23 protein-coding genes are annotated in these 26,144 nt (G+C 52.5%); 8 read left to right on the forward strand and 15 right to left on the reverse strand.

The window, feature by feature from the left end; all coding sequences use genetic code 11:
• Positions 1 to 21: 21 nt before the first annotated feature.
• A complete protein-coding gene (locus ACSPJT_RS07980; protein ID WP_435895847.1) occupies positions 22 to 3,546 on the forward strand; it encodes a hypothetical protein in 3,525 nt (1,174 codons plus the stop codon).
• A gap of 1 nt (position 3,547) precedes the next feature.
• Complete coding sequence (locus ACSPJT_RS07985; protein ID WP_435895848.1) at positions 3,548 to 4,630, forward strand: prenyltransferase/squalene oxidase repeat-containing protein; 1,083 nt, start codon at positions 3,548 to 3,550, stop codon at positions 4,628 to 4,630.
• 130 nt (positions 4,631 to 4,760) lie between these two features.
• Here the strand turns inward: ACSPJT_RS07985 and ACSPJT_RS07990 are convergent, their stop codons facing one another.
• Positions 4,761 to 5,267, reverse strand: coding sequence for a hypothetical protein (locus ACSPJT_RS07990; RefSeq protein WP_435895849.1), 507 nt, complete (start codon positions 5,265 to 5,267; stop codon positions 4,761 to 4,763).
• Positions 5,268 to 5,520: 253 nt separating this feature from the next.
• Here ACSPJT_RS07990 and ACSPJT_RS07995 point away from each other — a divergent pair, with 253 nt between their 5' ends.
• Positions 5,521 to 6,177 (forward strand): hypothetical protein, encoded by a 657-nt coding sequence (locus ACSPJT_RS07995; RefSeq protein WP_435895850.1) that lies wholly within the window; start codon positions 5,521 to 5,523, stop codon positions 6,175 to 6,177.
• On the opposite strand, the gene ACSPJT_RS08000 is transcribed toward ACSPJT_RS07995, so the two are convergent.
• The 3 genes from ACSPJT_RS08000 to dprA form a co-directional block, all read right to left on the reverse strand.
• Positions 6,174 to 6,599 carry a hypothetical protein gene (locus tag ACSPJT_RS08000; RefSeq protein WP_435895851.1) on the reverse strand — a complete coding sequence of 142 codons (426 nt, stop codon included), beginning with the start codon at positions 6,597 to 6,599 and terminating at the stop codon, positions 6,174 to 6,176. The two genes, ACSPJT_RS07995 and ACSPJT_RS08000, sit on opposite strands and share 4 nt — an antisense overlap.
• A gap of 93 nt (positions 6,600 to 6,692) precedes the next feature.
• Positions 6,693 to 7,040 carry a P-II family nitrogen regulator gene (locus ACSPJT_RS08005; protein ID WP_435895852.1) on the reverse strand — a complete coding sequence of 116 codons (348 nt, stop codon included), beginning with the start codon at positions 7,038 to 7,040 and terminating at the stop codon, positions 6,693 to 6,695.
• A 92-nt stretch (positions 7,041 to 7,132) separates the two neighbouring features.
• A complete protein-coding gene (gene dprA / locus ACSPJT_RS08010) occupies positions 7,133 to 8,236 on the reverse strand; it encodes a DNA-processing protein DprA (RefSeq protein ID WP_435895853.1) in 1,104 nt (367 codons plus the stop codon).
• A gap of 63 nt (positions 8,237 to 8,299) precedes the next feature.
• On the opposite strand from dprA, the gene ACSPJT_RS08015 reads away from it, so the two are divergent.
• The 3 genes from ACSPJT_RS08015 (at position 8,300) to ACSPJT_RS08025 (ending at position 12,781) form a co-directional block, all read left to right on the forward strand.
• A complete protein-coding gene (locus ACSPJT_RS08015; RefSeq protein ID WP_435895854.1) occupies positions 8,300 to 9,148 on the forward strand; it encodes a hypothetical protein in 849 nt (282 codons plus the stop codon).
• Positions 9,149 to 9,276: 128 nt separating this feature from the next.
• Positions 9,277 to 12,102, forward strand: coding sequence for a PQQ-dependent sugar dehydrogenase (locus tag ACSPJT_RS08020; protein WP_435895855.1), 2,826 nt, complete (start codon positions 9,277 to 9,279; stop codon positions 12,100 to 12,102).
• 109 nt (positions 12,103 to 12,211) lie between these two features.
• Positions 12,212 to 12,781, forward strand: coding sequence for an SMI1/KNR4 family protein (locus tag ACSPJT_RS08025; RefSeq protein ID WP_435895856.1), 570 nt, complete (start codon positions 12,212 to 12,214; stop codon positions 12,779 to 12,781).
• 102 nt (positions 12,782 to 12,883) lie between these two features.
• Here the strand turns inward: ACSPJT_RS08025 and ACSPJT_RS08030 are convergent, their stop codons facing one another.
• The 8 genes from ACSPJT_RS08030 to ACSPJT_RS08065 all read right to left on the reverse strand — a co-directional run bounded on the left by ACSPJT_RS08030 (position 12,884) and on the right by ACSPJT_RS08065 (position 21,878).
• Entirely contained in the window at positions 12,884 to 13,153 is a 270-nt protein-coding gene (locus ACSPJT_RS08030) for a type B 50S ribosomal protein L31 (RefSeq protein ID WP_435895857.1), read from the reverse strand.
• Between the two features lie 149 nt (positions 13,154 to 13,302).
• Positions 13,303 to 15,918, reverse strand: coding sequence for a DUF6288 domain-containing protein (locus ACSPJT_RS08035; RefSeq protein WP_435895858.1), 2,616 nt, complete (start codon positions 15,916 to 15,918; stop codon positions 13,303 to 13,305).
• A gap of 135 nt (positions 15,919 to 16,053) precedes the next feature.
• Positions 16,054 to 17,202 (reverse strand): methyltransferase domain-containing protein, encoded by a 1,149-nt coding sequence (locus ACSPJT_RS08040; protein ID WP_435895859.1) that lies wholly within the window; start codon positions 17,200 to 17,202, stop codon positions 16,054 to 16,056.
• An 18-nt stretch (positions 17,203 to 17,220) separates the two neighbouring features.
• Positions 17,221 to 18,159, reverse strand: coding sequence for a hypothetical protein (locus tag ACSPJT_RS08045; RefSeq protein ID WP_435895860.1), 939 nt, complete (start codon positions 18,157 to 18,159; stop codon positions 17,221 to 17,223).
• Positions 18,152 to 18,694 carry an RNA polymerase sigma factor gene (locus ACSPJT_RS08050; RefSeq protein ID WP_435895861.1) on the reverse strand — a complete coding sequence of 181 codons (543 nt, stop codon included), beginning with the start codon at positions 18,692 to 18,694 and terminating at the stop codon, positions 18,152 to 18,154. The genes ACSPJT_RS08045 and ACSPJT_RS08050 overlap by 8 nt, the downstream gene beginning before the upstream one ends.
• 47 nt (positions 18,695 to 18,741) lie before the next feature.
• Complete coding sequence (locus ACSPJT_RS08055; protein WP_435895862.1) at positions 18,742 to 19,611, reverse strand: S1 family peptidase; 870 nt, start codon at positions 19,609 to 19,611, stop codon at positions 18,742 to 18,744.
• A gap of 38 nt (positions 19,612 to 19,649) precedes the next feature.
• Positions 19,650 to 20,840: a hypothetical protein gene (locus ACSPJT_RS08060; protein WP_435895863.1), complete on the reverse strand. Its 1,191-nt coding sequence runs from the start codon at positions 20,838 to 20,840 to the stop codon at positions 19,650 to 19,652.
• 57 nt (positions 20,841 to 20,897) lie between these two features.
• Positions 20,898 to 21,878 carry a metallophosphoesterase family protein gene (locus tag ACSPJT_RS08065; protein ID WP_435895864.1) on the reverse strand — a complete coding sequence of 327 codons (981 nt, stop codon included), beginning with the start codon at positions 21,876 to 21,878 and terminating at the stop codon, positions 20,898 to 20,900.
• Positions 21,879 to 22,145: 267 nt separating this feature from the next.
• Here ACSPJT_RS08065 and ACSPJT_RS08070 point away from each other — a divergent pair, with 267 nt between their 5' ends.
• Together ACSPJT_RS08070 and ACSPJT_RS08075 are read left to right on the forward strand one after the other, a co-directional pair.
• Complete coding sequence (locus ACSPJT_RS08070; protein WP_435895865.1) at positions 22,146 to 22,574, forward strand: hypothetical protein; 429 nt, start codon at positions 22,146 to 22,148, stop codon at positions 22,572 to 22,574.
• A gap of 91 nt (positions 22,575 to 22,665) precedes the next feature.
• The gene (locus ACSPJT_RS08075) at positions 22,666 to 23,811 is read left to right on the forward strand and encodes an alpha-hydroxy acid oxidase (RefSeq protein ID WP_435895866.1); all 1,146 of its coding nucleotides are present in this window, start codon (positions 22,666 to 22,668) and stop codon (positions 23,809 to 23,811) included.
• Positions 23,812 to 23,855: 44 nt separating this feature from the next.
• Here the strand turns inward: ACSPJT_RS08075 and ACSPJT_RS08080 are convergent, their stop codons facing one another.
• The 3 genes from ACSPJT_RS08080 to ACSPJT_RS08090 all read right to left on the reverse strand — a co-directional run bounded on the left by ACSPJT_RS08080 (position 23,856) and on the right by ACSPJT_RS08090 (position 26,140).
• Positions 23,856 to 24,494 (reverse strand): 3-keto-disaccharide hydrolase, encoded by a 639-nt coding sequence (locus ACSPJT_RS08080; protein WP_435895867.1) that lies wholly within the window; start codon positions 24,492 to 24,494, stop codon positions 23,856 to 23,858.
• Between the two features lie 19 nt (positions 24,495 to 24,513).
• Positions 24,514 to 24,810 carry a Dabb family protein gene (locus ACSPJT_RS08085; protein ID WP_435895868.1) on the reverse strand — a complete coding sequence of 99 codons (297 nt, stop codon included), beginning with the start codon at positions 24,808 to 24,810 and terminating at the stop codon, positions 24,514 to 24,516.
• Between the two features lie 82 nt (positions 24,811 to 24,892).
• Positions 24,893 to 26,140, reverse strand: coding sequence for an FG-GAP repeat domain-containing protein (locus ACSPJT_RS08090; protein ID WP_435895869.1), 1,248 nt, complete (start codon positions 26,138 to 26,140; stop codon positions 24,893 to 24,895).
• Between the last annotated feature and the right edge of the window lie 4 nt (positions 26,141 to 26,144).

Here is a 26,144-nt window from a genome sequence, read left to right on the forward strand (position 1 = left end):
TAGCCTTATCCACCCACCACTATGAAAAACGACCTCCCTCCAAAAATCACGGACCGTCTCCAAGCTATCCTACGCCGAGTGCGCAGGTTGCAGGTGTCACGTGGCATTCTCGGCGTTTTGACGATCTTTCTAGCAAGTGTGCTGGTGGTGATGGCGGTGGATTTCTTTTTAGCCCCTGTCCCACCATCTGTTAGACTTGGGCTTTTTATTGCCATTCTCGTTGTCACATTAGTCTCCGGCTGGGCACTTTTCTGGAAACCGCTTCGTCGGAAAATCGGGCTATTACAGATCGCAAGATGGCTCGAGGTGCGTCATCCGGAAATGCAGGAGCGCATCAGCACCGCTATGGAACTCGCAGGAACATCCGGTGCGGGGACATCAGCATCACTCTTGAATGAACTGATCGCCGAAGCCGAAGTCGATGTGCAAGATCTCGACCCGCAGATCGAAGTGCGCGCCCAAAGAGTGAAAGCCTGGCTGTGGCCCACTGCCGGACTGATCGCGGTGTTCCTATTACTATTTATCGTCTGGCCCGCTCAAACGAGCCGCCTCCTAGTCCGCGCAGTCGCCCCGTTCTCGGAGACCGGTAATGCAGGTGCCATTGCCTTTGATATCCGCCCTGGGGACATGGAGGTATTAGAAGATGATCCGGTGGAAATCAAAGTGCTCTATCAAGGCAGCATCAACGACACACTCACGCTTGAAACCACCCACGAAAATGGCGAAGTCACCGAGGAGCGCATGGCATTCACAGGTGAGGAGGATGGTCAACACGTGGCCGTTTATCAACTACCCGCAGCCAGCAAGAGCTTCCGTTATCGAGTCCGGGCAGGTCGCGATGAAAGCGATGCATACAAGGTAACCGTCTGGCCAAAACCACGCATCGCCGGTCTTGAAGCGATCTATGATTTCCCTGAATACACCGGATTTGCACGAGCCAAGAACAAGATCCAAAAAGCGGGAATCGAAGCTGTTGTCGGCACGAACATCCGCATCGAAGGCACCGCCAATACTCCGGTCGAGTCTGCACGTTTTCTCTTAGATGACCAAGAAGTCGGCAGCTCCCGTATCGATTCACGTGCTAGCGGAGGCACTCTCAACATCGACTTCCCATTGTCGAAAGCACAATCGGGCGTAGGTAAAATCATGCTCAAGCACCGTCTTGGCGAAGAGGTGGAAGTGGCCCGTTTCCCCGTTAAAGCACTGCCTGACGAAGCCCCAAAGATCAGCATTCTAACACCTACCCAGCGCGAACTCAAAGTGCGACGCGACGATCAGTTACCTATCACCTACCAAGTCGTCGAACACATCGGACTGCAGTCGGTTGAAATCGATCTCGAAATCAACGGCCACCGCGTCTCGCCTATGTCGCAAGTTTTGCCCACACGAATCAAAAACTCCAAACAGGCTCTCTGGAATGGCGAGTCGCGCATTTACATCGGAGGGATTCTCGAACGCCACCCCAAAGCACGAGAGGTCAAACTTCGTCTCAGGGTGAAGGACAATCGCCCCAGCGATCTCGGAGGCCCTGGTATCGGTGAGTCGGAAACCATCGTCCTGAAAATATCACGCAATGCTGAATCCCTAGTCCGCCAGGAACTTCGCGCTCAGGAATCCGATATCCGTGAGGCAACCGAAAAGGCCAAACGCGATATCCAAGATGCCGCCGCTCGCATGGACCGGCAGAAAGAGAAGGTCGAAAAAGGAGAACTCGATAAGAATACCAAAAAGGATCTGGAAAAAGCCCGTGAGAAACTAGCCGAAGCTGAAGAGAAGCTGGAAGAACTTGCAGAGCGCATGAAAAACAGTGTGCACGCCCAAAAAGCCAAAACCGTTGAGAAGGCTGCGGAAAAAGCCAAAGAAGCTCGTGAAGCAGCCGAGACCTTACCACTTAACGACACGCCGGAAGCTCGTAAAAAGGACATGGAAAAAGCCCGCGAGGCTGCCGAAAAAGCAATCGAAGATCTGGATAAACTCCAGCGCCAGATGGAACAAGACCGAGAGAAAGTCGAGGACTTGGCCAAACTCAATGACCTTGCCCAGAAAGAGCAGGAATTGGCACGCAAGGCTGAGGCCCAGGCTCGAGAGGAAGCCAATCAGCCGGATCAGGAAAACAAAGCCGACGACCAGTGGAAAAACGACCAGAAACAGGTGCAGGAAGATCTACGCCGAGAGGTCAGTGAACGCCCTGATGCCAAAGCCGAGGCCTCCCAACAGCAGGCCGAACAAGCGCGCGAACTCGCCAAGGAAGCGCGTGAACTCGGCGAGCAACAAAAACAACTCGCGCAACAAGCCGATAAAAACAAACCAGATGATGCTGAGGCGAAACAACAGCAAGACGCAAACGCCCTACAGAAACAGTTAGAAAAGGAACAGAAGAAGATCCTTGAAGAAGCCAAGGAGCAACTCGCCGAAGCACAGCAGAACCAGGAAAAACGAGCCGACCAACTGCCGGAAGCGGTAGCCGAGGCCAAAAAGGCCCTCGACGAACTTCAGAAGGACCAACCCAAGGCAGCTGCTGAAGCCGCCAAAAAAGCAGCCGAGAACCTCGACCAACTCGCCAAACCTGAGGAGCAAGCCAAGGGAGAAAAAGCGGATGGAGACGAAAATAAGCAGGCTGGCAATGAAGAGGCTCAACAAGCCGGCGAGGAGAAACAAGGTGACCAAGCCGCACCCGAACTCAAGGACCTAGCCGAGCGGCAGGAGAAAGTCGCAGAAGCACTCGAGGCACTTGGAGAAGGCAACAATGCCGAAGCACAAAAAGCTCTGCAGGAACTACAGGCTGAGGCCGCCAAGGAACTTGCCAAAGACGTTGCCGCCATACCGGACATCGATGGTCGGTCGCCCGAAAAAAACGAGGCTTTGGACAAGGCCCGCCAAGCCGATGACCATGCCCGCGAAGCCGCGAAACAAGCTGGCGAAGGAAAACAGGAAGGCGCAGCACAACGCAATGAGGCTGCCGCAGAAGCACTCGAAAAAGCCGCAGACGCACTCGAGGCCGAAGCCGAACGTCTCGACGAGCAAGCTGCCGAAGCTGCCAAACAAGCCAAAGGCCAGCAAGGAAAACAAGCGCAACAGAAGCAAGCCCCCGCCGATGGCAAACAGCTCGCTGACGCTCTCCAAAAAGCAGCCGAAGCTGCTCAGGCCGACAACGCCGCCGAAGCAGCGGAAGCCGCCAAAGAAGCCGCGGAAGCTCTCGACCAGGCGGCCCAACAAGCCATGCAAAACATGAAGTCCGGCCAACAACCTGGCCAAAATCAAGGCGAACCAAAACCCGGTGAGCAACCAGGAGAACAAATGGCGGATCAACCTGGAGAAAAACCGGGTGAACAACCTCAAGAGGGTGATCCACAGAGTCAGCCGGATCCAGGCGTGCCGCCTGAACTGGCCAAACTCGGTGTCTCGGCCAAGGACTGGGAAAAACTCAAGACCATGATGAAGTCAGATGTCGCTGGCTCGGGAGCCGCTGGTATCCCCGAAGATTACCGAGGGCTTGTTAGGAAGTATTTCCAAGAAGTGGCCAGAGAAGGAAAGGAGGGAAATTAGCATGTTAGATTTTTCAACTCTTTCTCGGACGACATCTGCTGCAGTCGCCTCAGCCCTACTATTTACCGCACCATTAACAATATTGGCGCAGGAAAAATCCCAGACTGTCTTCGAAAAACACCAGAGCAAGATTGAGCCCAGCATTGAGCGGGCTCTTGAATATCTGGCGAAAGTTCAGGACCAAGACGGCTCTTATCCTGATCGATTTGGGAAATCGACCGGCATCCCCGCTCTCGCCGGCATGGCCTTTTTATCGAAAGGCCACATGGCCACCGAAGGTCCCTACGCTCAGAACATCAATCGCTGCATCGACTTCATCATTGCTTCCCAAAAAGAGAATGGTGTTTACGAAGCGGCCAGCGGAGGCAGCGGTCCGATGTATGCTCACAATATTTCCACTCTCTTTCTATCCGAGGTTTCCGGCATGGTGGATCCAGGGAGGCAGAAAAAAATCGATGCCTCCCTGCCCAAGGCTCTGAAACTTATCTTACAAGCTCAGCAGGTCAAAAAGAGCAGCCGTCACCAAGGTGGTTGGCGCTATCACCCGGGGTCAAGGGATAGCGACACCTCATGCAGCGGTTGGGCGCTGATGGCGCTTCGGTCGGCTAAACTCAATGGGGCCGCAGTGCCGGATAAAGCGATCAAAGATGCCGTTGACTATCTCTATCGGCATCACGATAAAAAGACCGGCTCCTTTGGCTACACCGACAGCCAAGGCCACAAAACCACCCTAACAGGCATGGGACTTCTTTGCCTGGAACTCTGTGGCGAACACGGCAAACCCTCCACTATCAAGGCTGGGGAGTTTGTCCTGAAAACCCACCGTTCACTGCCTAACAATCAGTTTGAATATTACGGCAACTACTACAACGCCCAAGGAATGTTCCAACTGGGTGGGAAGTTTTGGGAGCAATACGCCACATGGATGTATGAAAACTACCTCCCTAAACAGAAAGACGACGGTTCATGGGACAGCCGTGAGGCAGGCAGTGTTTACGGCACCTCAATGATGGTACTGGCCTTCACCGTTCCCTACCGCCAGCTGCCGATCTACCAGCGCGACGAAACGGTGGATGAGGAATGAGTAGAGTGGGACAAGTTTGTTACTTGGTGGCAACTCATGCTCCACTCGGATGTTCTGTTAGTAAACTCGCCAACCTGGCCTGAGCATTCACATATCCTGCCGACAAGTTGCAAACTTGTCCTACGAGGCACTAGTCCACCACCGACAAGCGGTCGCGCACTGCTGAATTGCTTAACTGGCCGAGCACGTAATTCACATGATCCTGACCTGCGGGGGTGAGGAAAAATGTTTTGTGAGAGTGCATGCCCTCGCTGCTGGTTTCCATCAGTTTTTTCTTAGTCAGCGTGTCCACAATCTTGGTGGTATTCGCCGGCTTGCGATTGAAGCGATGGAGGAGAATGTTGAGTCGCTTAGTGTCTACCTCATCATCGCCCTCTAACATCTTATAGTGGCAACCTAGTAAAACACTCTCACTGCCAGAGAGCCTGTATTTCTCATCATCGAGAATACCGTGGACTTGGCGAAGACTTTCGGATCTCCGGTCGTCACCGGCATCTTCTTCAGCAGCAGCGGCACGGAATGCTTCCTCCGCCAGCTTCGCCTCGAATTGCCGTGAGATCATCTCCTTATAAAGACGAAACTGCTCAGCGCTCATCTGATCGCTCATTTCACCAGCTAATTGAGCTAGTTTTTGCATTATATCTGTCTCAGCCACGGGAGAAAATTAGCAAACCTGTAGCATCAGAGCAAGTAATATGTTAAAAACTAGCCCAAACCTGAGCCATAATTGCTAAATTATTTAGAATTCAATATGTTTAAGTAAACTTAAATTACCAAATTTTTCCTTTGTTTTATAATGGATTGAAGATCGTTCATGGTAAATCTCATTGCCTTAATTAGCCATTTTTATCATTTTAGCTCCGCAGATTAGCCACTGCGCCCTAAAAGCCATGAACCGACGTTTTGAATTCAACCACCCCCTTCGCGGACGTTCCATTCCTAGAAACCGCATCGACGCCTCTGCCCCAAGGCAAGCCACCCGCCATAGCAAGCCAGCTCAGCGCGAGACAAAACCTTCCGATACCCAATCGGAAATGCCCCTGTTCACGGAAAACACCGAACTCAATCTTGGTGATGAAATTTCTGCTGAGGAGCTCAATAGCTTTGCCTGCGCAATGTTCGCTCAGCTCGGTTACGTTCGTCAGAATAAATCGCTCAATTCCCAGGAGGCTCAGAATCTGATTCAAGACGTCGTGACCAAACTGCTCCCCGGTTACGTGTTACTAAAAAACGATTACCAGCTGACCTTGGAAGCCAAGAACGATCAAAAGGAAATCACCGAACGTCTGGTCAAGGCGACCGAGCCGGTGCTGAGCAATGCCAGCGTCTCCGAGGCCGACAAGCAGAAGCTTTTGGATGCCAGCTACATTGTGGTGGAAAAAATGATGCAGCTCAAGATGCGCACGTCCCACCTGCAGATGCGGGTTGATTTTCTGAATCAAGAAGTCCCCGGCTACCTGGCCAACCACGGTAAACTGATGGGCTACTCAGAGCAGCTTTGCAAGGAAGCCGCCCAGCTGACACAGGCAGTGCTGCAGAGCTACTAACCCTCGGCCTTCATCGACTGAAGACGCTTATCGTGTTCATCGAGGATGAACATGGATCGCTTGAAATCGATCAGGTCTGTTAGTTTTCTCGCTTCGATGCGGGAGCGCTCGTCGATATGAAGAACCATCTTTCCCATGTCGACTCCGGGTATGTCTTTGACCAGTTCGGGAGATTCAATACGGAGCACAATTTGCCGGATCTTGAACCATTTCTTCACAAGTTCGACGTGTTCGATTTCCCCGTAGGGTAGACCGATGGTGGTCATCTCGCCTTTACCACCCTTGAAGACACTGCCCTTCAAGCGCCAGCTGAGCATGACTTGCTCCGGCAGAAAACGCAGTTTTCCCAATACCTCCTCGCGGCCTAACGGATCCGTGGCTGGTATATGGAAGTGGATGTTGACAGGTTCGATGGATATCATCGCCCAGGCAGCATAGAAAAAAACGACAAACGGGCAAGCCGCACTTTTGATCAGCGCGATTTGCCCGTTGTCTAAAAGGAATGAAGTGAACTGTTAGTTCACAGCCACGGCATCGCTTCCGGTCTCGCCGGTTCTGATACGGATGGCTTCTTCAACGGCGGAGATAAAGACTTTACCGTCACCGATCTTGCCGGTGTTGGCACTCTTGACGATGGCTCCTGCGACGGTTTGGGCATCCTCGTCATCGACGATGATTTCCAACTTCACCTTGGGGAGAAAGTCGACGGTGTATTCACTGCCTCGGTAGATTTCGGTATGGCCTTTTTGGCGGCCGAAACCTTTAACTTCCGTGACAGTCATTCCCTGAACGCCGACTTCGGCAAGGGCTTCTTTGACCTCTTCCAATTTGAAGGGCTTGATGATGGCTTCGATTTTTTTCATGGCTCGGTGTGACTAGTTTATGTCCTACGGATTTCAAATCAAGCAAGCATCGTGCCAATTTTTGCGGATCAGGTTTATTTCGTGAAATGAGCCTATTTTCTAGCAAAGCGACTGCCGGGCAGCTGTTTGACCAAACCCATGATCTCCAGCTTGAGTAAAGTGGCGTTGATTTCAGGTAGAGAAAGGCCTGTGGCGCTTAGAATTTCGTCCATCAGCAGAGACTCATTTTCCAGAACTGAAAAAATCTCATGCTCGGCGCCGGCCAATGATGGCAGTGGTTTCGGAGGCTGATCTTGGGGGGATGATGCTTTCCCCAGAGGCAGCGCGGAAATATCATCGAGGATATCGTGGCCACCGGTGACTAGGATGGCTCCTTCACGGATGAGTGCATTGCAACCAGCCGACGTGGGCCGATCGATCTGGCCTGGCACGGCATAGATTGTCTTGCCCATTTCCCCGGCAAGGTTCGCAGTGATTCTGGCACCCGACCACTCGGGACACTCGACCACAACCACCGCTTGAGACCAGGCTGCAACGATGCGGTTGCGCATGGGAAAGGTCTTTTTACTCGGTGCCGTGTTGAGCGAGAATTCGGATACGACGGCACCTCGGCCGTTGGCGATTTTCTCGGCCAAGGCCATATTTTCCGGAGGGTAGACTTGGCCAAGCCCGGACCCGATCACAGCGATCGTGCGTCCGTTTTTAGCCGCGATCGCTCCCTCGTGTGCATGGGTATCAATGCCACGGGCAAGACCGGAAACAATGGTCATGCCGCTGGAGGCCAGTTGGAAACCGAACTGCCGCGCGGTCTGAATGCCGTAAGTTGATGTTCTGCGAGAGCCGACGATGGCTAATGCATGACGATCTCTTTCGGAGAGGTCGCCCCAGACATAAAGTGCCAACGGTGGATCATAACATTCACGCAAAGCCACCGGATAATTATCATCGGCCTGGGTAACGACACTCAATCCGCGCCTTTTCACCTCATCAAGTTCTTGGCTCAGATCGATTCTATTTTCCCAATCATGAATGATCTCCGCCGTTTCAGCACCGATGCCCTCGACTGACATCAGACTGCGGCTGTCTGCTTGTAGGATTTTTTCAGCCGAGCCGAATTGCTCGAGTAAACGCCTCACTCGCACCGGCCCGATCTTGGGCAGCATGTTCAGAGCAATGGTCGCCTCTCGGGTGTTCATGTGTGCAGTATAAGGATCAAATTAAAAATTCCAAAGTCCAAATGTTGGGAAATCTCATTGTCCATGATCTGCCTGAGATTAGATTACCTGCGCATGCATGACGATCCATCACACCAATCTCGTTTTGTAGTCATGCGTGGGCAAGAGGAAAGCTGGGCGGCTAAACACTGCCGGCTGACTCGCATCCTCGGTATCAGTATGATCGCCGGATTTGTCTTTCAGATCGCCTCGGCAATTTTCACCGATCATTTGCAGGTCGACATCTTCTTAATCATCGGAGGAATCTCCATCCTGAAAGGCTCACAAGCCTGGTTGAGGTTCTACATCTTCTTCACCATCCTGATGTGTGTGTCACAATTCATTGGCATCGTCGTGCCTCTGATCAAAGGTGAACCACTGGAAATTTCACACAAATGGGTGGATTACCACGATCTGGCATTCTGGCTGGAAGCAGCACTGCCACTGGGATTCTATATCGGCTTTGCAACCCTCTGTCTGGTCACTCTGAAATCTCGCCAGCTGGTATTCTGGACCCGAACATGCAAGCGCTGGATCCGCAGGGTGATCTATGTAGTGGGTGCTATCTACCTGATCATATTCATCCTTTGGCTCAGTAACAGGAAGAGCTATCAAGCGCGAGTCGAGCAGGCCAAGCCATCACTCCAGGCTGTGGAAGATTACGTGAATACTTACGCAGCTAGCAGCGGCTACCCTCATACTGAAACGTTGAAACAGCGCCTCGCTGACGACCCCAGTATCCTACAAGTGAGCATCTACTACTCCCCTAACAGCTCGATGACCCTCATTAACCGGAACGAACATGATGGCTACGACGAAGACTGGCACTACGAGCATTTCGTCAAAACCACTTCGGGAAACTGGATTCTTATTAGAGCGAAGTTGAAGGAGTGACTATCAGCTCCAGAGCCTCCCGGAGTATGGAAAAAGTTCTTGGTTGCCTGTAACGCCACATTTTTGTATCTACATTGTAACCTTGTAAGTATTTGCCGAGGAATACTTATGCATTCAACAACCGCGCCATGACTATCCATCAATATGCTATCACACTCTGTTTCTGCATAGCCCTACTTGCCCATTCCTTCGCAGCGCCGGTGGACGCGAACTTTGCGGTTGATCACATCCATTCAGGCAATGGTAAAACCAAGATCGCATTCGATGCATCCGGACGCATGTATGTGACAGAAAAGCGGGGACGTGTGCTGCTTTTCGAACCCAATGGCTCGGGTGGTTTTCAGGCCCCTACTGTCATACTGGATATATCAGCCAATGTGGACTCGACCCAAGAAGCCGGACTCCTCGGTTTTGAAATCGATCCGGATCATGCCAACAACCGGTTTATCTATCTCTTCCATACCACTGCCACAGATCAGCGGTTGGTTCGCTACACCATGAACGCGGCCTTCAATGGGGTCGAGAGCGGATCTGCCGTCATCCTGCTCTCCGGTCTTCCGCGCAATGTCACGTTTCACAAAGCTGGCGACATCGGAATTCACCCGCTTGATCCCTTCGCCATTTTCATCGCACTTGGTGACGATAACCAGATTTGGCCTGATCCCAATCTGCCGCAAGATATCGATAGCTATGTTGGAAAAATCCTGAGGGTAGACACCTCCACCGGATTAGGTCTGCCTAGCAATCCTCACTACAACGGAGTGCAGGACTCAGTGCGCTCGCGAGTATGGGCATCGGGTCTCCGCAATCCGTTTCGCTTTGCATTCCACCCTACCCGCACCGATACGATTTATGTCTCCGAAAATGGCAACTCCACGGATCGCGTGGCGATGGTGAAGGCTGGGGGCAACGGTCTGTGGAATGGTAATGACGAGGGTGGCTTCTTAACCGTGAACACGCCATTGTTCAAAGTTCTCCACACTGATGGGCCCTCGCTGATCGGCATCGAAATTGTCACCAGTGGCCCGCTGGCCCACAACGCCCAGCCCACTCTCTATGTGGGAAATTGGCTAAGTGGTATCAGTCGATTCACCCTCTCCGACAGCACAGATCCACAGAGTGATGAATGGAATACACTGACGCCAATCCCAGGGGGAGGAGCCAGCTATTGGGATAGCTCTGGCACCGCTATGGATCTCCATTTAGGTCCGGATGGACATCTTTATTTTACCCAGACAAATGGAGACGCCGCTCTGGCTAGCTGGTATGCACTGCAGCGCTACCGCTTCGCTGTTGGCACTCCTCCCGTGGCATCTTTTACTACCTCACCTGCCTCTGGATCGGGCGCAGCGCCTTTACTCGTCACATTCACTGACTCATCCGTGCAAGGTAGCAACAGCCTAACCAGCTGGCACTGGGATTTTGGCGATGGTAACAGCTCCACTGCCCAGAACCCGAACCACAGTTACACGAACTCGGGAATCTACGCAGCCACCCTAACCGTGACCGATAGCGTAGGCCTAACAGATACATTCCAGACCCAATTAACAGTCACGACTGACACCTCCGTTTCACTCTCTCTGGACATTCAGGATGGAAGATCTCTGCCGCCGATTCCGGCCAGTTCCGCATTCACCATTTCCTTTTTCCAAATCGATGGCAGCACCCCGCTTTCGTTTTCAGGTGGAGGTGGCAGTGAAAGTAATCAACTGGTCACTCTAACCGACGGAACATACAACGGCGCGATCACACTACCGTTAATCGGTTCCGGCTTTGTGATGGTGGCGGAAAACTCCAGTTCACCCGGATTTCAAAATGTTACTCGTGGGGTAACCGTCTCCTTGGGCGAGTCCAATGCGATCAGCGAAACATTTTTCGTATCCACCGCTTCCCTCTCCGGTCGGGTGCTTTCGCTGCGCGGAAATCCTGCGGTCGTCGACGTCGGTATTCGCTCGGCCGGGTTACCTTTTTCCTTCGCTGGAGCCAGGGACTACCTCGGCGACACCGGTCTTCCCGCCACTGGTGTCGACCATCGAGTCACTACGGATGACTTGGGTTATTTCTCCGTTCCTGTGCCAGTTTCGCAAACAGGATCCACGCTCGAACTCACCTTTGCAGTGGATACGGGTCGGGAAATGTATGCAGCCAGAACGCAAGCCATCGTCTCGCAGGCAGATACGAATCTAGACGCCTCCATCACCCTCTCCGAGTGGCGAGGCGGACCGGCTGACGATCTCTCCGGACAGACTTACACACCCGCTGTTAGTTTCGCCACCATCCAGAATATCTTTAGCTCGAACTGCACCGGTTGCCACCGTGCCAATACCACCAACAATGGCAGCCTCGATCTAACACCTGGAAACAGTTATGCTGAGCTCGTCGATCAACTGAGCCTCTTCGCTCCCGGTCTCAAGCTGGTGGATCCCGGCAGCCCGTCGAGAAGTTACCTCTTTGAAAAAATCAACAGCCACACTCCCCAGCAGGGAACGCGAATGCGCCCCACGGACTCATTGCCTCTAGCCGACCAAGCCCTGATCCGCGACTGGATCACGCAGTTGGCACCCAGCTACGAAAACTTCGTCTGGACCACCCTCAGCACCGCGCCCGGCTCAGCCAATACCGGCGTGGCAGATGACTTCGACGGAGACGGAGAAAGCAACGGACTCGATTACACCGGTCTAAAGTTCGGCCCTCTAGCCTTAGCGACCGACGGCACCGATTTCCATGGAGAACTCCACTTCGATGCTAACAGCACCGGATTAACACTCCTCATCCAGTCTTCTGACGATCTGGGAAACTGGCAAACTGTAGCCAGCCGACTACGTGGTCAAAGTGTCTGGCGAGTCGCACCCGGCTACACTGTCAACGAAAGCTCGCCAGGAGTGATCCAGTTCACTGACTCCTCCGTGGGGATGAATGCTCGGTTTTATCGGTATGGGGTTAGAGAAGACTAAAAATGGAGCATCCCTCCTCATCATTTATCTTGTCCGCGCTCATACTAACAGACTAAGGTCTCTACCTGAAATCCCTACCACCCGAATCAACTAATATTACTGCTAGCTCATGAATATCTTCACTCAATGGGAACAATTGGAAGCGTGGCTCTCTGACAACGCTCCGCCACTGCTAGAAGGTCTTCGGCCTGGTGCGACTCCAACTGCGATTGCAGAGGCTGAAGCCTCGCTGGGGGTGAAATTTCCTGAGGATTTTCGGACCTGCTATCTGATTCATGACGGCCAAGACCCGGACACACCTTGGCTTTTTGATGCCTCAGAGTTCCTCTCTCTTGAACGAATCGTAGAGGAATGGACTGTCTGGAAAGACTTACTGGATGGTGGTGATTTCACTGACTGCGAAAGCACCCCAGACACTGGGGTAAAACCTGATTGGTGGAATGCCTCATGGATTCCTTTCACCTACAACGGTAGTGGAGATCACCTCTGTATTGATCTTGATCCGACCAATGACGGGACACAGGGACAAGTGATTGAAATGTGGCACGACATGGACAACCGTCCCGTTGTCGCAAAGTCGTTTTCCGAATGGTTTAGCGGCCTAGTCGGAGGGGTTCTCTCTGGGGATTATGTTCTTTCAGAGGAATACGATGGCCTCATCCACAAAGACAACTTGTAGGACACAGGCTGCACACCTACTTCGAGTCGAATCAGGGCATAAAAAAATCCCTCCCGGCACGAGGCAGGGAGGGACTTTGGAAAATTGATTTTGTTCTGAAGCTTACTTGAGCTTTGGCTTGCCGGCGCGGCGGACTGCTCCGAAACGCTTCTGGAACTTGTCGATGCGGCCTGCGGTATCCACAAACTGCTTCTGTCCGGTGAAGAACGGGTGGGTGTCGGCGGTGACACCGGCAGAGATGATGTAGTGATCGACACCGTCGATTTGCTCGATCTTGTCAGACTTGGCAGTTGAACGGGTGATGTAACGCGTGCCAGTGGTCATGTCCTGGAATGCGACGGGATTGTACTCGGGATGAAAGTCTTTTTTCATGATTAATTTTGGTTGTGTCCACCACGTTTCCAGCGCAGCGGGACGGGGAAATTGCAGGAATTTGAGCCGGTGTCAAGTGGGAACGTTTTTTTGGTGGTTTGGGTTTTGCTTTTTTGACCGCTAATTTTGCTAATCTCGCGAATCATTTCCTATTCTACGTCGATCTCGCGGAGGGCCAGAGAGATGCTGTTTTCTGTGAATGGCTGGCTGAATTCCAGGCGCAGGTAGCGGACTTTCGCGGGTTTCGTCAGTTTGACGCTTCGTTCTGCCTGATAGCCTTCCCATGTCGCTTCGCCGAGCAACTTCGGCTGCTCCGTGAGTGTGTCCGTGCCGAGAACCACACATTTTTGTGCGGCTCCTTTGTCGCGCTTGAAGGTGATCTTGACGCCGTTGAGATCCATTTCGCCACCGAGATCGATCACGATGTGATGGGGGTAACCGGCAGCGTCTTGTCCGATATCGGTCAGCCAGCTGTGGCTGAGTGAGTGGTCGATGGCATAGCCTGCACGCCGAACCGCCTCGGCTGGGTCTTTGTGCCCAGAGGCCGCCAGAACTTTCCAGCCTGCCTTGGCTGGGCCAAAGTTAACGGTGGTGGTTTCACCTAGTTTGATTCCATCTCCGATGGCTCGCGCTTTGACCGTGCCTCCGGCCGGAAATTCGATCGGTTTCTGGTAGATGGCCGAGTCTTTACTCGGCTCGCTGCCGTCGAGGGTGTAACAAATTTTCGGTCCGGGGAGTCGGCATTCCAGGGCGACATTGCCAGCCTTGTCCCTGCGAACAATCACGGGTGATAGAGGCGTTTCTAGTTTGGAAACATCGAGCCAGTTGCGTTTTTCACCGCCGGTGATGAACAGCGTTTTCTTAGGGGCTGCAAACACCAGGGCGTAGGTGGCATTGATCAGATCCTCGGCGCCCATGTAGGGCGCTCCCATGTGCGGCATGGTGAAGCGCAGGCCGAACTCTGGCTCCCATGCGAGGGCGAACCACCAGCCATAGGCATTTAAAACTTCGGTGAAGTAATCGGGTCGGCAAAGGTTCAGTGCGATCAGTCCGATCGATCCCCCCGGCTCGCCGTAAGCGTGTGAGTTCCGTATCCAGGGGTGATGGCCGCGCATGAAGCTGATCATCGCGTCTTCCATATCCTCACGCTCGCCACGGAGGTGGGCGGCCATGGCAAAGAGACCGGAACGCGACCAGAACTCGCCTTTGTCTTTATAGGAGGCGTTGTAACCCATCGCGCCGTGACCACCTTTTGCCGGATCTGACCATGAATGTTCCATGTAAGGTAGCAGCACATCCCAGAGGCCGGACTCGATACCGCATTTCTCCGCGAGCGAGTCAAACACCAGGGCATGAGCCGCGGGAGCGACCAGGGCCTTCTGTCCATATGGCAGACCGCCGGTGCCATGGCCAAGGCAGAGCATACCCCACTTACTGGTGTAAACGCCGCTGCGAACCCAGCGAAGGATGGCAGCCATTCGCGGCAGCACGCGTTCATCGCCAGTGGCTAGATAATATTCAGCATAAAGAATCCCCGCGTAGGACGAGTGCCAGTAGCCGAGGTTGCCAAAATTCTCAGGCTCCGGGTATTTGTTCAACATCCAGTCGACCGCATTTTTAATCCGTGGGGCATGTGCCGGATCTTGGGTTGCCAACAGAGCCAAGGCGGAGAACGTAGTCTGGATCGGGCCTTTCCAACTTCCGTTCTGATGCTGAGTCTTGACTAGGTAATCGATCATCTGCTGATGCATCACCTCCTTGTTTTTGCTGCTGAGAATGTTCTCAAAATCCATCGGCTGACTCAGCTGGCAACGTAGGCTCGCAGGCTTTCCGCTGCGCAGGACTTCGAGCGATACCACTCCCCTGCCCTGCGGAGGTTTGGTAGACCAAGAGGCGGCTACGGCACGGCCAATCGTTGCTTCATGACTGTTGTAAAACCAGTCCCAGCTTGGGTTCAGATTGTTGACAGGCAGAGGCTTCGAGGCGACTCCAATAATCTGGTCACCGTCCTTGAGCCCGGCTTTCTCAGCTGGGCTTCCTTTGCGCACTTTGATCACTGTTAGGATATTCTGGCGGTGCTCGGTCATGGCATCAAAGCCGAGCGAACCAACACCTAACAAATCAGGACCACTACCGCCATTGGAGCGACCAAAGAGTTTTCCGCTAGGCTGACTGTGCAATCGACTCAATGAAACGCCACTGACGACCACAGGAGTAGAACCTTTGACTGAAATACGGAGTTCTAATTTTTTCCCCACGAGTTCTGCCATCTCTTTGGCCGAAAACTCTTTCCAGACTCGGAAGGTGGCTGGCTTTTCAGCATCCACCTCGTAGCCAGCCTTGGCGGTGATCGAGTCGATTTTCTCACCAGTGGCGGCATCGTGCAAGCTGGCCTCACATCGTGCCGTTCCTTTGCCCACGGTTCCGATGTGGTCCAGGCTCAATACACCAGTCCAGTCGCCTTTGACCTTCGCCTCTTTCTCAGTGAGCTCCGGCACATCGAACTGACAACTGAGGACGACATCTTTGGAAATGGCGACGTGAGAGATTTCTTCACCGTGCTGAGTTTTACCCACCCACTTGATGCAGTTTGCGTTATCGCCCTCGGCCAGCTTCCATTTTGCAGGTATTGCAGCAGCACCCGCATCGGTTTTCTTCCCTGGAGCGAGTGTCGAATTCGGAATCGCCAGCTCCAGTGCGGAAGCAATTGATCCAGAGAAAACACTGATAATGACAGCGTGGCAAATTAACGAAAATTTCATCATAACGGTTGGGTGATAGTGAGCCCTTGTGGCAGCAGAGTAAACGCAGAAGGCACGCTTACTTCTTTCAACCTTCTGAAACCAAAAAAGCCCCCTACCTTTCGGCCGGGGGCTTGATTTGAGAATAACTTCGGAGTCCTAGCAGCAGCTGTCGCCTTCGCAGCACTGTGAGGCATCGGAGGTTTTGGCGTAGTCTTTGCCCTTAGTCTCGCGGGGGTGGCGGAGTTGGGTGCCTTGGCAATCGCCGAACGGTTCGGCCTTATCGGCGGGGATTTCCTCCAGGGGGTCGATGAACTCGAACGATTGGGCGTAGGGTTCTTTTTGGTAAATTTCGTAGGTCTTGGCGCAGACGGCGTAGCGTTTGCCCCGCTCCATAGCATGGCCATCGTCATCGAGCACTTTTTTGAACGGGCCTTTGTAAACAACGGCCTGATTGCGCTCCATGCATGGGCCTTCTTTGCCTTTCCAAGCGCGCACAGTGACCGAGCGAAACTCGATGCCCTCGACGGTCTGCCACGGCTCGGTCTCGAACTTGACGTATTCCACGCCGTAGAAGCCTGCGTCTTCGAAGGCTTTCAGAAATGCTTCCTCGGTCATGGCTCCGGAGATGCAGCCGCTCCACAGACGAGCGTCCTTTTGCAAATGCTCCGGCACTTCTTCATCAGCAACGATGTCAGAGATCACGGCACGGCCGCCTTTTTTCAGAACTCGGAAAATTTCCTGGAACATCTGCTCCTTCAGGTGGGGCTCGACGAGATTCAGCACGCAGTTGGAAACCACCACATCGATGCTGTCGTCAGGAATCATGGTCTGCTCGAGTCTAAGCTTCTCGGCAACACCCTCCATCTCAAGCCAGCCGTTGGCATTCTCCACGGGGGTGGATTTCAGGGCTTCTTCCAGCAGGTTCAAATCCAGCGCAAGATCCTGGATGCGGCCTTTGCGGAACTCGACGTTCGAGTGACCGATGTTTTCAGCGACGATTGGTTTATTCCGCTCGGCCACTTCTAACATATCATCTGTCATATCGACACCGATGACTTTTCCTTCGGGACCCACCACCTGACTGGCGATGAAGCAAATCTTGCCGGTGCCACTGCCGAGATCCAGCACGGTATCACCCTTCTGCACCCAGTTAGACGGGTCGCCACAGCCGTAGTCTTTCTCGATAACTTCGGCGGGGATTTTCTTGAGATACTGAGGATCGTAATCAACAGGGCAGCATAGTGCGGCTTCTTGTTGGGCGGCGGCGGCGGCGTATCTGTCTTTGACAGCAAATTCGGTTTTCATGGAGGATAATGCGAGGTACTAGAAATAATTAACCATGTCAGCTCTGCTGGCGGTCTTTTCCTTAGCCAGCAGGATGAAGGTATTTTCCTGATTACGCCAGCGGATAACATTCCAGTGAGTCACAGGACAGGTGTAGCAGTCCCTGGTGGTAATTTTATCCATTGCCGGCAAATCAATGTCACTGACAGCGTCATTCTTGACGATAACCAAATGAACGGTCTCATCCTTGGAGGCCACGAAGCAAATCAACGAGGCTTCCTTACCTCCGGGCAATCTGATTTTTTTGCAGCCACGAGACTTCATTTCCCTGATTCCGGGAGGCAGCATGGTAAGATCATCCGGTGCTGGAAGGTTTTGATCCTTCAACCACGATGCCAGATGGGTGGTGTTGCTGTCTTGGACATCAAAAGTGACGCCGGCATTAAGAATCCGTCCGGCAGCTTGCTGGATCTTGTGAGACGCCAGCGGTTCATCACTCCCGATATTAACCTGGGTAGCGAAGAAGACACCCAGCACCAGGGCCGCAGCGACTGCGGCCACATTGATCCACTTGCGCAGACCGAATTTCACAGGGATGACCTTATCCGAGGCGCCCTCTCGGCTCGCCTTTTTCTCGACTTCCATTGCGGCCAGAATCTGATCGCGCAACCCAGCCGGGGGAGTTACCTCGGCGAGAGCTCCCTGCAGGATTTGGTCCATTTCCTCATACATGGAAGGATCATCCAGAGTCTCACCGTGCATCACGGCGAGGAGGCTGAGGCGGAGCGATTCGGGAATTTTAATATCACTGAGCGCGGCGGCAAACTCGGAGTCGGCGGCGCGTTCGTCTGCAAGCCATTCACCGAGCTCGCGGTCTTCCACCGCAAGCTGGAGGGCTTCTTGAAAATCTGCGTCCCCTGCATCTGCACCATCCGGGCGGAAGCTATGGAGTATGAATTTGGCTTGTTCTTTATCCATGGTTTTCGAGAGTGTCGGGGTTCATCTGAAGCACCTTTTTAGGTGCCGTGGCGGGCTCTTTTTGCATTTGCTTGCGCAGCTGCTGCTTTCCTCTGGAAATACGCGACATGATCGTACCTATCGGCACATCAAGAATCTTGGCGATTTCCTTGTAGCTATGTTGCTGGAGGTAAAAGAGAGTTAGCGGTGCGCGGAAAATTTCATCGAGTTTGGATAGGATCTTAACGGCGCGTTTACCGTCCAGCCGTCTGGCGCTGTTGTCTTCATGCGCCGGCAGCTGGTATTCTATCTCATCGATATCACTGTCCGAGTATCGCGACTGTCTGCGTGACTGGGCCAAGTGCTCACGGAACAGCGTGGTAAAGAGCCAGGTCTTAGCCTTGCTCCGGTCTTTTAGCTGATGCCCCTTCTGCGCCCAGATGCAGAATGTCTGCTGGACGAGGTCAGATGCGCCATCCGGATTTTTCGCCAATGAATAGGCAAACTGGTATAGCGGCTGGTAGTGAGCATCGACGAGTTCTTCAAATTCGGACATTACGCAAGGTATGATGCCGCCGGTGTCTAATTATTCCCACAAATAATCTAAGCCCCTGGTTTTTCTACCAAAGCGCGGATGGCACTCACTGGCACGCAATTCCGAATCACCATCTGAAACGGGCCTTGTTTGTCGGTCTTTTTCTTCGGTGGGTAATAAATACTCTGAGTGCTGGCGACCATGCCAACCACATTACCATTCACATCCATCACCGGGCCGCCACTGGATCCTCGGGCGAACTCAGCGGTAACTGCCATGATGGCAGGACCTTCACCGTCTTTGGCGGGCATGCGCTTCCGGTAATATCTGGAGACACGACCCGATGTGTAGGTGTAAAATCTGGAATCCGGATGAGCAATGATATGGAGCTCTTCCCCTACGCGAGCATCCGGGCCCAGCGCCATGGGGATGAATCCTTTACCTTCGACGCGGAAAATCACCACGTCATCACGTTTACTGGCTGCGAGTATCTCCACCACGGGTGCCACACGTCCGTCTCTTGTGCGGATACCAAATCCGGAAACATCCTTACCTCCGAAGACGTGGTAATTTGAAACCATCACGCCGTCAGCGGTGAGTATCCATCCGGTCGCTGCCCCACTGTTATGCCACTCGGTGCATTTGTTGCATTTGTAAACAGAAGCGATCGCCACCACGCTATCGGCACATTTGTCATAAATGTTACGAGGCTTTTCGGAGGACACTGTGGGGAGATCAATTTTACAGGTCTTCTTATCCAGCTGGCTTGCGAGCTTTTTGGACGTCGGCACATTTCCCTTGTCGATCAAATCACCCAGTCCGTTCGAGAGTGACTTGATGATTTCCGAATCGTCTACCACGGCGGGCAGTGGTTTGGCTTGGGCAACCGCGGTAATGCCGATTAGGACGGCGACATATGTGAAGAGTTTGTATTTCATGGACTTATATATGTTGAATATTAGGAAGCAGAAATACCCTACCTCGCCATCGAAGCCAGCACGTATTTCGATGGACGGAAATTCTCGATCACCGTCTCCTGCTGATCGCCACGTTTCATCCGGACTTCTTGGATGTTAAAGTTTGGCGTTTTGTGAGGGGCGAAAAGGATGTCGTCATGCGTGCTGTTCTCATGTTTTTTAAACATTTCCGGCACGATATCGCCGCCCAGATGATCATCGCGCCCTGTGGCGAGGTGGCAGGTTCCTAGAATTTTTTCGTCCTGAATATCCGATTGAGAAACAGGCAACACCTGAGTACCGAACCCAAGTTCACCGAGGGTGCCGGTCATGGGGTCATCGGCTAGTCGCTGATTGTGTTCGTCGATGGTAGACTGATTTCCCTCGATGAGAGTCGAGCTGATGATGTTTCTATCAACCACTTCTAACACACCAAGGGTTCCGTCCTCATATTTCATGGGAAACTGACCGCGAGCATCCTCCGGAACAAAGTAAACTTCACCCGCAGGCAGGTTTGCTACGTCAGGTGCGGTTCCCTTACAAAGCCCGTGGCTCTTCTGCGCTTCCTGACCGCCCAAACCTAACCAAGCAGTCAGCACTCGACCGTCTTCGAGAGCAAAATCGATTTCAATTTCATCGGCATGATTCAGAGCGAGACGCACACACTCGGCATCGGCTGAGACGTCGTCGTAGTTCACCGCCAGGCCTGAGTTCAGGATGATGTCATTGACGCCGTGGAGCGTGGCTCCGCGGAAGCCGAACTCTTTGCATTTGGCTGTCAGTGGCGCGGTCGCACTCCAGTCGGTGATGCAAAGGATGATGTCGTAGTTCGGATAAATATCCTTATCGAGAGAAAGCTGATTCCCATCGACATCCCAACAGGGGTCCTGCATGTCGAGGTTAGAACCATTGGTGCAGTAATAAGCAAACATCTCACCGCCGTTCATGCCTAGTTCCTCCATCACGCCGTCATGAAGCGCCTGATAGAAGTGCTTATAGGCGTTTTTCTGCACAGGAAACCCATCGCTCTGAAGGTATGCGTGATCCTTCATCATGGTGGCTGGGTCATCAAAGTCCGTAAGAATACAAACTCGGCAGCCTTCAGTGGGCTCAAATACGGTGCCTAACAATCGGCTTAGGCTGAACTCCTCGAACTTACGTTTGCTGGGATCGGAAATTATCTCTTCGGTGATATAATCGGGCGACGACATGTCGCAAGCCTACGCATGATCGCTTTGACCGCAAGGCGAACTTGTCCCTCAAAATAGTCACACCTCCATTGCCCTAGCACTGATTTGCGGAGTCACGGCTTTGGAAAACTCTCCATCCCTATCCATCACTCCCAACTCCTGCGGGGACTTCCCCACCCACTTGCTTTCACGCCCCTGCACCTGCACGGTATTCGTTTCAGGATCAAATATCAAAGTGGTGAACAAGACATCGCGGTAAGGGCATGTGGATGAGATGTTTTTGTGCTGGCTGTGGACTTCCGGAGCGTAACTCTGATGGCTAAATTTGCCACCCACCCAGTAATAGGAGGCGGAGTTGATATTGAGATATGGGATTTTCCCCACCATGGTCAGGGCGTCGATATGCACGTGCCCATTCACCGCCAGAATAATCCGATCGTCGTATTTGGCTAACAATGTCTGGATTTCCTCCGCATTGTTCACAGAACCAGGACCGACCAGCGCCTGATGGGAAACAATCACCGTGGGGGCCGTGCTTTTTGCCAGTTCCTGATCAAGCCACGCTTGCTGAGTCTTACCTATATAAGCCGGGTAACCGCCCTTGTGGTTGAGCGAACCTTTTTCGTTTCCGTCTAACACAATCACACGTAAACCCTCTACTTCTGTGCTGTAGTAGGGTTTTTCGAGACCCAAAAACTGCATGCATTGCTGCTGCGTATAACCACCGTCGGTATCATGATTCCCGATGACATGAATGACTTTAGCGTGGGCCTTGTTCAAGCGGTCGACGGTCGGCTGGTTCTGTTTCTTGGGGATGGCAAAGTCGCCGAGTTGCATCAAGGCATCCGGTTTAACGGCCTCCATAGCCTTTAGGAACACATCCAATCGCTCAGCGGTGTCATGCATGATATCCGCATGCAGATCAGCAATGACACCGATGCTCACTTTTTTCCTAAGCCCTTTCATCTTGGCGGCCACCGAGCTTGGCAGCAGCAGACTCATTGAAGCAGCCGATGACAGGCGTAAGAAATTCCGCCTCGTGGTAGGTTGCGTTTTCATAGGCTATTTCATTTTTTTGGTTTCCACTGAGAAAAGATTGATCACACCGGTGGGGTCAACGCCTCCATTTCCGTATGCTTCGATGCGCATCGAAACGGGCTGTGGTATCCATAGCTGAGTAATTCTTGAGGTCTCTTATACATAGGGATGGTAGAGAGTAAAAACAATAGCCCCCAGAGCAGTTGAGAGCTGGCAGCGATCAACAAGTAATCAGCAAGCATGCTTTATCCTTTCCACCGCCTTAGCCGCCGCTTTAGGTTCAAGCTCATGTTGAAAATACTCGCCCTTTTCGTCGTATCGTTGCTGTTGTGTAGTTGCGGAGGCATCACTCACTATCAGCATGATGAAGTTCCCGCTAAATCTGGAGCCAAACTCTCACCAGTGACGATCAATGTCGGGCAACGGGTTCGTATTTTAAAACATACCCGCGGTTTGATGTGGGGCGGCTACATCGAAACGGTCGCTGTTGAAAACACGAGCATCGCGATAGCCACTCGCGGCAATGGCACGGCGGCCGACCAATCATCTCCCAATGTTTATCTGACAGGTCTAAAACCCGGCATCACTCGGGCAGCTTATTGCAACGAACTTGGCTCGTTCAGTTTCGAACCTGAGCATCTGACTCCAAGTATGCATCGGCGGATCTTCGAAATCCGCGTGCAAGATCCTGGCTATGCGACCCCTCGGAGCGAATAATTGTGGAGATTCAATATGTCATCGTGCTGATAGGACATTGTAGAAAGTGGGTTCAGCGGATTAGAATCGCCCCAGCGAATCACTCAAATTGATGACAGAACACTTCCAATCAGAATATCCGTCGGTAGAGCACCTAATGGCCAAGGCGAAAAAACGCATGCCTGGTTTTGCCTATGACTACTTGGCAGGCGGCTGTTTTTCCGAGGTCAACCTCGAGCGCAATATTGATGATCTCAAGAAAGTCCAGTTGAAGCCGTGGTATCTCAGAGATTTTCCAGGGGCATCACAGAAGACCGAGCTTTTTGGTAAAACCTATGATTCTCCATTTGGCATGGCTCCCGTCGGCTTGCAGGGATTGATGTGGCCGAATTCCTGTGAGTATTTGGCGCAGGCCTGTGTTGATCACAATGTGCCGTTTGTTCTGTCCACGGTTGGCACTGCGAGCATCGAAAAAATCGCGGAAATCACCAAGGGCGAATTCTGGTTCCAGCTATACCACCCAGCCGAGAATGAGCTCAGAGATAAACTGTTAGAACGTGCATGGGAGGCAGGCTGCAAGACCCTGGTGATCTTGGCTGACACACCGACCTTTGCTTATCGACCGAAGGAAATCCGCAACGGTCTTTCCATTCCACCGCGCATGACTCTGCGCAACATTTTCCAAATGTGCACCCACCCGACCTGGTCATTCAGTCAACTGGCGGCAGGTGCTCCCGAGTTCAAGACGATGAAGGAATACATTCCGAAAGGCTTGAATATGAAACATCTGGCCCAGTTTATGAACAAGACCTTCTCAGGGCGCTTGAACGAATCGAAAATCACCGCATTGAGAGACAAATGGAAAGGTAACTTGGTGATCAAAGGCATCGTCAATCCGGAAGATGCTGATCTAGCTGTTAGACTTGGCTGTGATGGCATGATTGTGTCCAACCACGGTGGTCGTCAGCTGGACCGTGGACAGTCCACCATCGTCCCGCTTGGCGAACTCGCCCCTGAATTCAAAGGCAAGATCAAGTTGATGATCGATGGCGGCATCCGCGGAGGAGACGATATTGCCTCTGCCATTGCAAGTGGCGCAGACTTCGCGTTCATGGGCCGGACTCCGATGTATGGCGTCGGAGCGCTAGGCAAATACGGAGGCCATCATACCTTCGAGATGGTCAAGAAACAGCTCCAACAGGTGATGGAACAAGTCGGCTGCGAGCGTGTGGACGACCTGCCGAAGCATCTCTTATAAAGACTCTAGCAGCTCGTAACAGCGACCGTGCAGCCGCTCGACAGTTAGAGTTCCGTGATAGTGAGATCACGGAATTCAACCTTCGCAACTCCCCCCGAGTGGATCTGAACTGCGATCACACCTTTGGCTGGGATTTTAGGATCTTTCTCGACGTATTCAGAAGTGAGCACGCCGTTGATGTAGAGCTGATGAAGATTGCCTTTACAGCGAATTATATATGAGTTCCAGCCGTCTTCATTCAGGACGTATTTCAGCTTGGACTCATCGCCTTTGACTAACTTTTTGCGGCGGTGTTCATCATAGATACCACCCCACCAATCTTTGCCGATGTCTGCTTGGTAGCCGATGATTTTTTTGCCACGAATGATCGAGCGATATTGAATCCCTGAGTTGATGAGGCCGGTGCTGTGGTCGCCTTGGAGCCGAAACAGGCAGCGGAACTCAAAGTCGCCGTATTCCTTGGTGGTGGCGAGGTAGGTGTTCTTAGCGATCTTATTTTTGCCATCTCCCGCAACGATCGATCCGTCGACAACTGACCACATTTTGGCGAAGGCCGGGTTGACGGTTTTCCATCCGGTCAGGGTTTTACCGTCGAAGAGCTCGACAGTTTTTGGCGCTTCTTGAGCAGACGCGGCGAGGCTGATTACTGCGAATGAGAGGAGAGAAAACAGTTGTTTTTTCAAAGTCTGAAAATGTTGGATACTAAAGGTCAAAATCAAAGACCACGAGGCGCGCAAGACGCGGCTGGACCAAATCAACGACTTTCAAGTGATCCGGATGAGGCAAATAATTGTCACGATCCTCTGCAGTATCAAAAGTCATGATAAAGCCGTGAGTGAATCCATCGTTCAGGCCCTCGTCCGATTTGTAAGGACCGTGCTCCACGGATTGGAGTCCGGGGATTTTGTTTTTCAGGTCAACAAGCGCCGCGAATGATTCATCGATCTGCTCTTGGGTGATTTCTGGTTTGAATTCGAATACTCCGAAGTGTCTGGTCATCGTGCGAGTAGATTAGACTCGCATTCGGCATGAGGGGAAGGGATATATTCCCACATTTGCATGTGCATTTTCCACATGCTGATTATTTTTCAGGCTTGTCGGTCTGGATGAAGACGAACACGCCTTTTTTGTTCCCGACGACGATATCCATCTTTCCATCGCCATTGAGATCGCCCGTGGATATCTGTCGACCGACTCCAGAGTTGTCATCGATTTGATATGGGATGAGTTCTGTAGTACCGTCTTCGTGACGAGTGGTGCGGAACCAGTAGAGCACGGCGGGCTGCTCGGCACCTGGGTCACGACCATTGTGAGCGTAGAAGCATTTGCCGGTGACGATGTCCTTGATGCCGTCGCCATCGATGTCTGTGCATGCCATGGCGTGAAGCTGGCTGAAGCAAACTCCGTAGGGATTACCCTCCGATTTGTCGGTCATGATGGTGTGTTTTTTGAAGGATATTTTGCCTCCTTCTTTGATCTGCTCATACCATGCGAGCCCCCATGAATGGGCGTTGAGGGCGGTGACAACGTCGTTGTCTCCATCGCCATCGATATCGTAAGTAAACATCTGAGCACCGCCTTGCTCGGGGGCGAATGGGTAGGGGTGAAATTCCCACGGCGTCTTGCGATCCCAGTTGTCAGGTTGCTGCCACCAGCCGCGTTTTTCGAGGATGTCCGGGAGTTTGTCGCCGTTGATGTCGCCCGCGCCGAGTCCGTGGGTGTACATCTGCAGAGCGCCATCTTTCGGTGAAACCTTGTAGACTTCCCACGGCTTGGTGGGGTCTATACCAGGTTCGGACAGGGTGATGTGATTGTGACTGAAGGCTAACAATTGATTGCCTTTGCCTAACACATTGAGATGCTGCGGTGATTCATTACAGATATTATCCTGCGCCTTGCAGTGCTGGCATTGGTGCTTGGTGTTGCTAGCAATGAACGGCTTTACCCCAGGATTGATCGCGAGGTGAGCAGGCTGATCTGGTAGACCGACCTTGAGAATATCGGTCCATTTGTCCTTGGTGATTTGATCAGGGAAGGTGAAGAAATTCGTTGAGTAGCCACTGAGCCCGGGGCCTTTGATAGGATAAGCTTTGAAGGGGGCGTAGGAGAAAGATTTCTTAAACTCTGGTCCCTGCCACCAGAGTGGGCCTGCGATGACGTCGGGCCTACCATCGGCATTGACATCACCGATGGAAGCTCCTTCTGTGATGTATTTATCAAGGAGTTGGATCTTCTTGAAACCAACGGTGGTGAGCGGCAAATTTTTGGCTACGGCAGCAGAGGCCACGAGAAAGAGGCACAGGACATAGGAGGTGAGATTGTTGTACATATGA

The organism is Oceaniferula spumae (assembly GCF_042849255.1).
GTDB lineage: Bacteria > Verrucomicrobiota > Verrucomicrobiia > Verrucomicrobiales > Akkermansiaceae > Oceaniferula > Oceaniferula spumae.

Excerpts from the sequence above, each read along its gene's own strand:
- dprA (WP_435895853.1), bottom strand. The coding sequence starts at position 8,236 with ATGAACACCCGAGAGGCGACCATTGCTCTGAACATGCTGCCCAAGATC.
- ACSPJT_RS08090 (WP_435895869.1), bottom strand. The coding sequence starts at position 26,140 with ATGTACAACAATCTCACCTCCTATGTCCTGTGCCTCTTTCTCGTGGCC.
- ACSPJT_RS07985 (WP_435895848.1), top strand. The coding sequence starts at position 3,548 with ATGTTAGATTTTTCAACTCTTTCTCGGACGACATCTGCTGCAGTCGCC.
- ACSPJT_RS08035 (WP_435895858.1), bottom strand. The coding sequence starts at position 15,918 with ATGATGAAATTTTCGTTAATTTGCCACGCTGTCATTATCAGTGTTTTC.
- ACSPJT_RS08070 (WP_435895865.1), top strand. The coding sequence starts at position 22,146 with ATGTTGAAAATACTCGCCCTTTTCGTCGTATCGTTGCTGTTGTGTAGT.
- ACSPJT_RS08065 (WP_435895864.1), bottom strand. The coding sequence starts at position 21,878 with ATGAAAACGCAACCTACCACGAGGCGGAATTTCTTACGCCTGTCATCG.
- ACSPJT_RS08040 (WP_435895859.1), bottom strand. The coding sequence starts at position 17,202 with ATGAAAACCGAATTTGCTGTCAAAGACAGATACGCCGCCGCCGCCGCC.
- ACSPJT_RS07995 (WP_435895850.1), top strand. The coding sequence starts at position 5,521 with ATGAACCGACGTTTTGAATTCAACCACCCCCTTCGCGGACGTTCCATT.
- ACSPJT_RS07980 (WP_435895847.1), top strand. The coding sequence starts at position 22 with ATGAAAAACGACCTCCCTCCAAAAATCACGGACCGTCTCCAAGCTATC.
- ACSPJT_RS08055 (WP_435895862.1), bottom strand. The coding sequence starts at position 19,611 with ATGAAATACAAACTCTTCACATATGTCGCCGTCCTAATCGGCATTACC.
- ACSPJT_RS08025 (WP_435895856.1), top strand. The coding sequence starts at position 12,212 with ATGAATATCTTCACTCAATGGGAACAATTGGAAGCGTGGCTCTCTGAC.
- ACSPJT_RS08005 (WP_435895852.1), bottom strand. The coding sequence starts at position 7,040 with ATGAAAAAAATCGAAGCCATCATCAAGCCCTTCAAATTGGAAGAGGTC.
- ACSPJT_RS08000 (WP_435895851.1), bottom strand. The coding sequence starts at position 6,599 with ATGATATCCATCGAACCTGTCAACATCCACTTCCATATACCAGCCACG.
- ACSPJT_RS08050 (WP_435895861.1), bottom strand. The coding sequence starts at position 18,694 with ATGTCCGAATTTGAAGAACTCGTCGATGCTCACTACCAGCCGCTATAC.
- ACSPJT_RS08020 (WP_435895855.1), top strand. The coding sequence starts at position 9,277 with ATGACTATCCATCAATATGCTATCACACTCTGTTTCTGCATAGCCCTA.
- ACSPJT_RS08060 (WP_435895863.1), bottom strand. The coding sequence starts at position 20,840 with ATGTCGTCGCCCGATTATATCACCGAAGAGATAATTTCCGATCCCAGC.
- ACSPJT_RS08030 (WP_435895857.1), bottom strand. The coding sequence starts at position 13,153 with ATGAAAAAAGACTTTCATCCCGAGTACAATCCCGTCGCATTCCAGGAC.
- ACSPJT_RS08075 (WP_435895866.1), top strand. The coding sequence starts at position 22,666 with ATGACAGAACACTTCCAATCAGAATATCCGTCGGTAGAGCACCTAATG.
- ACSPJT_RS08015 (WP_435895854.1), top strand. The coding sequence starts at position 8,300 with ATGATCTGCCTGAGATTAGATTACCTGCGCATGCATGACGATCCATCA.
- ACSPJT_RS08085 (WP_435895868.1), bottom strand. The coding sequence starts at position 24,810 with ATGACCAGACACTTCGGAGTATTCGAATTCAAACCAGAAATCACCCAA.
- ACSPJT_RS07990 (WP_435895849.1), bottom strand. The coding sequence starts at position 5,267 with ATGCAAAAACTAGCTCAATTAGCTGGTGAAATGAGCGATCAGATGAGC.
- ACSPJT_RS08045 (WP_435895860.1), bottom strand. The coding sequence starts at position 18,159 with ATGGATAAAGAACAAGCCAAATTCATACTCCATAGCTTCCGCCCGGAT.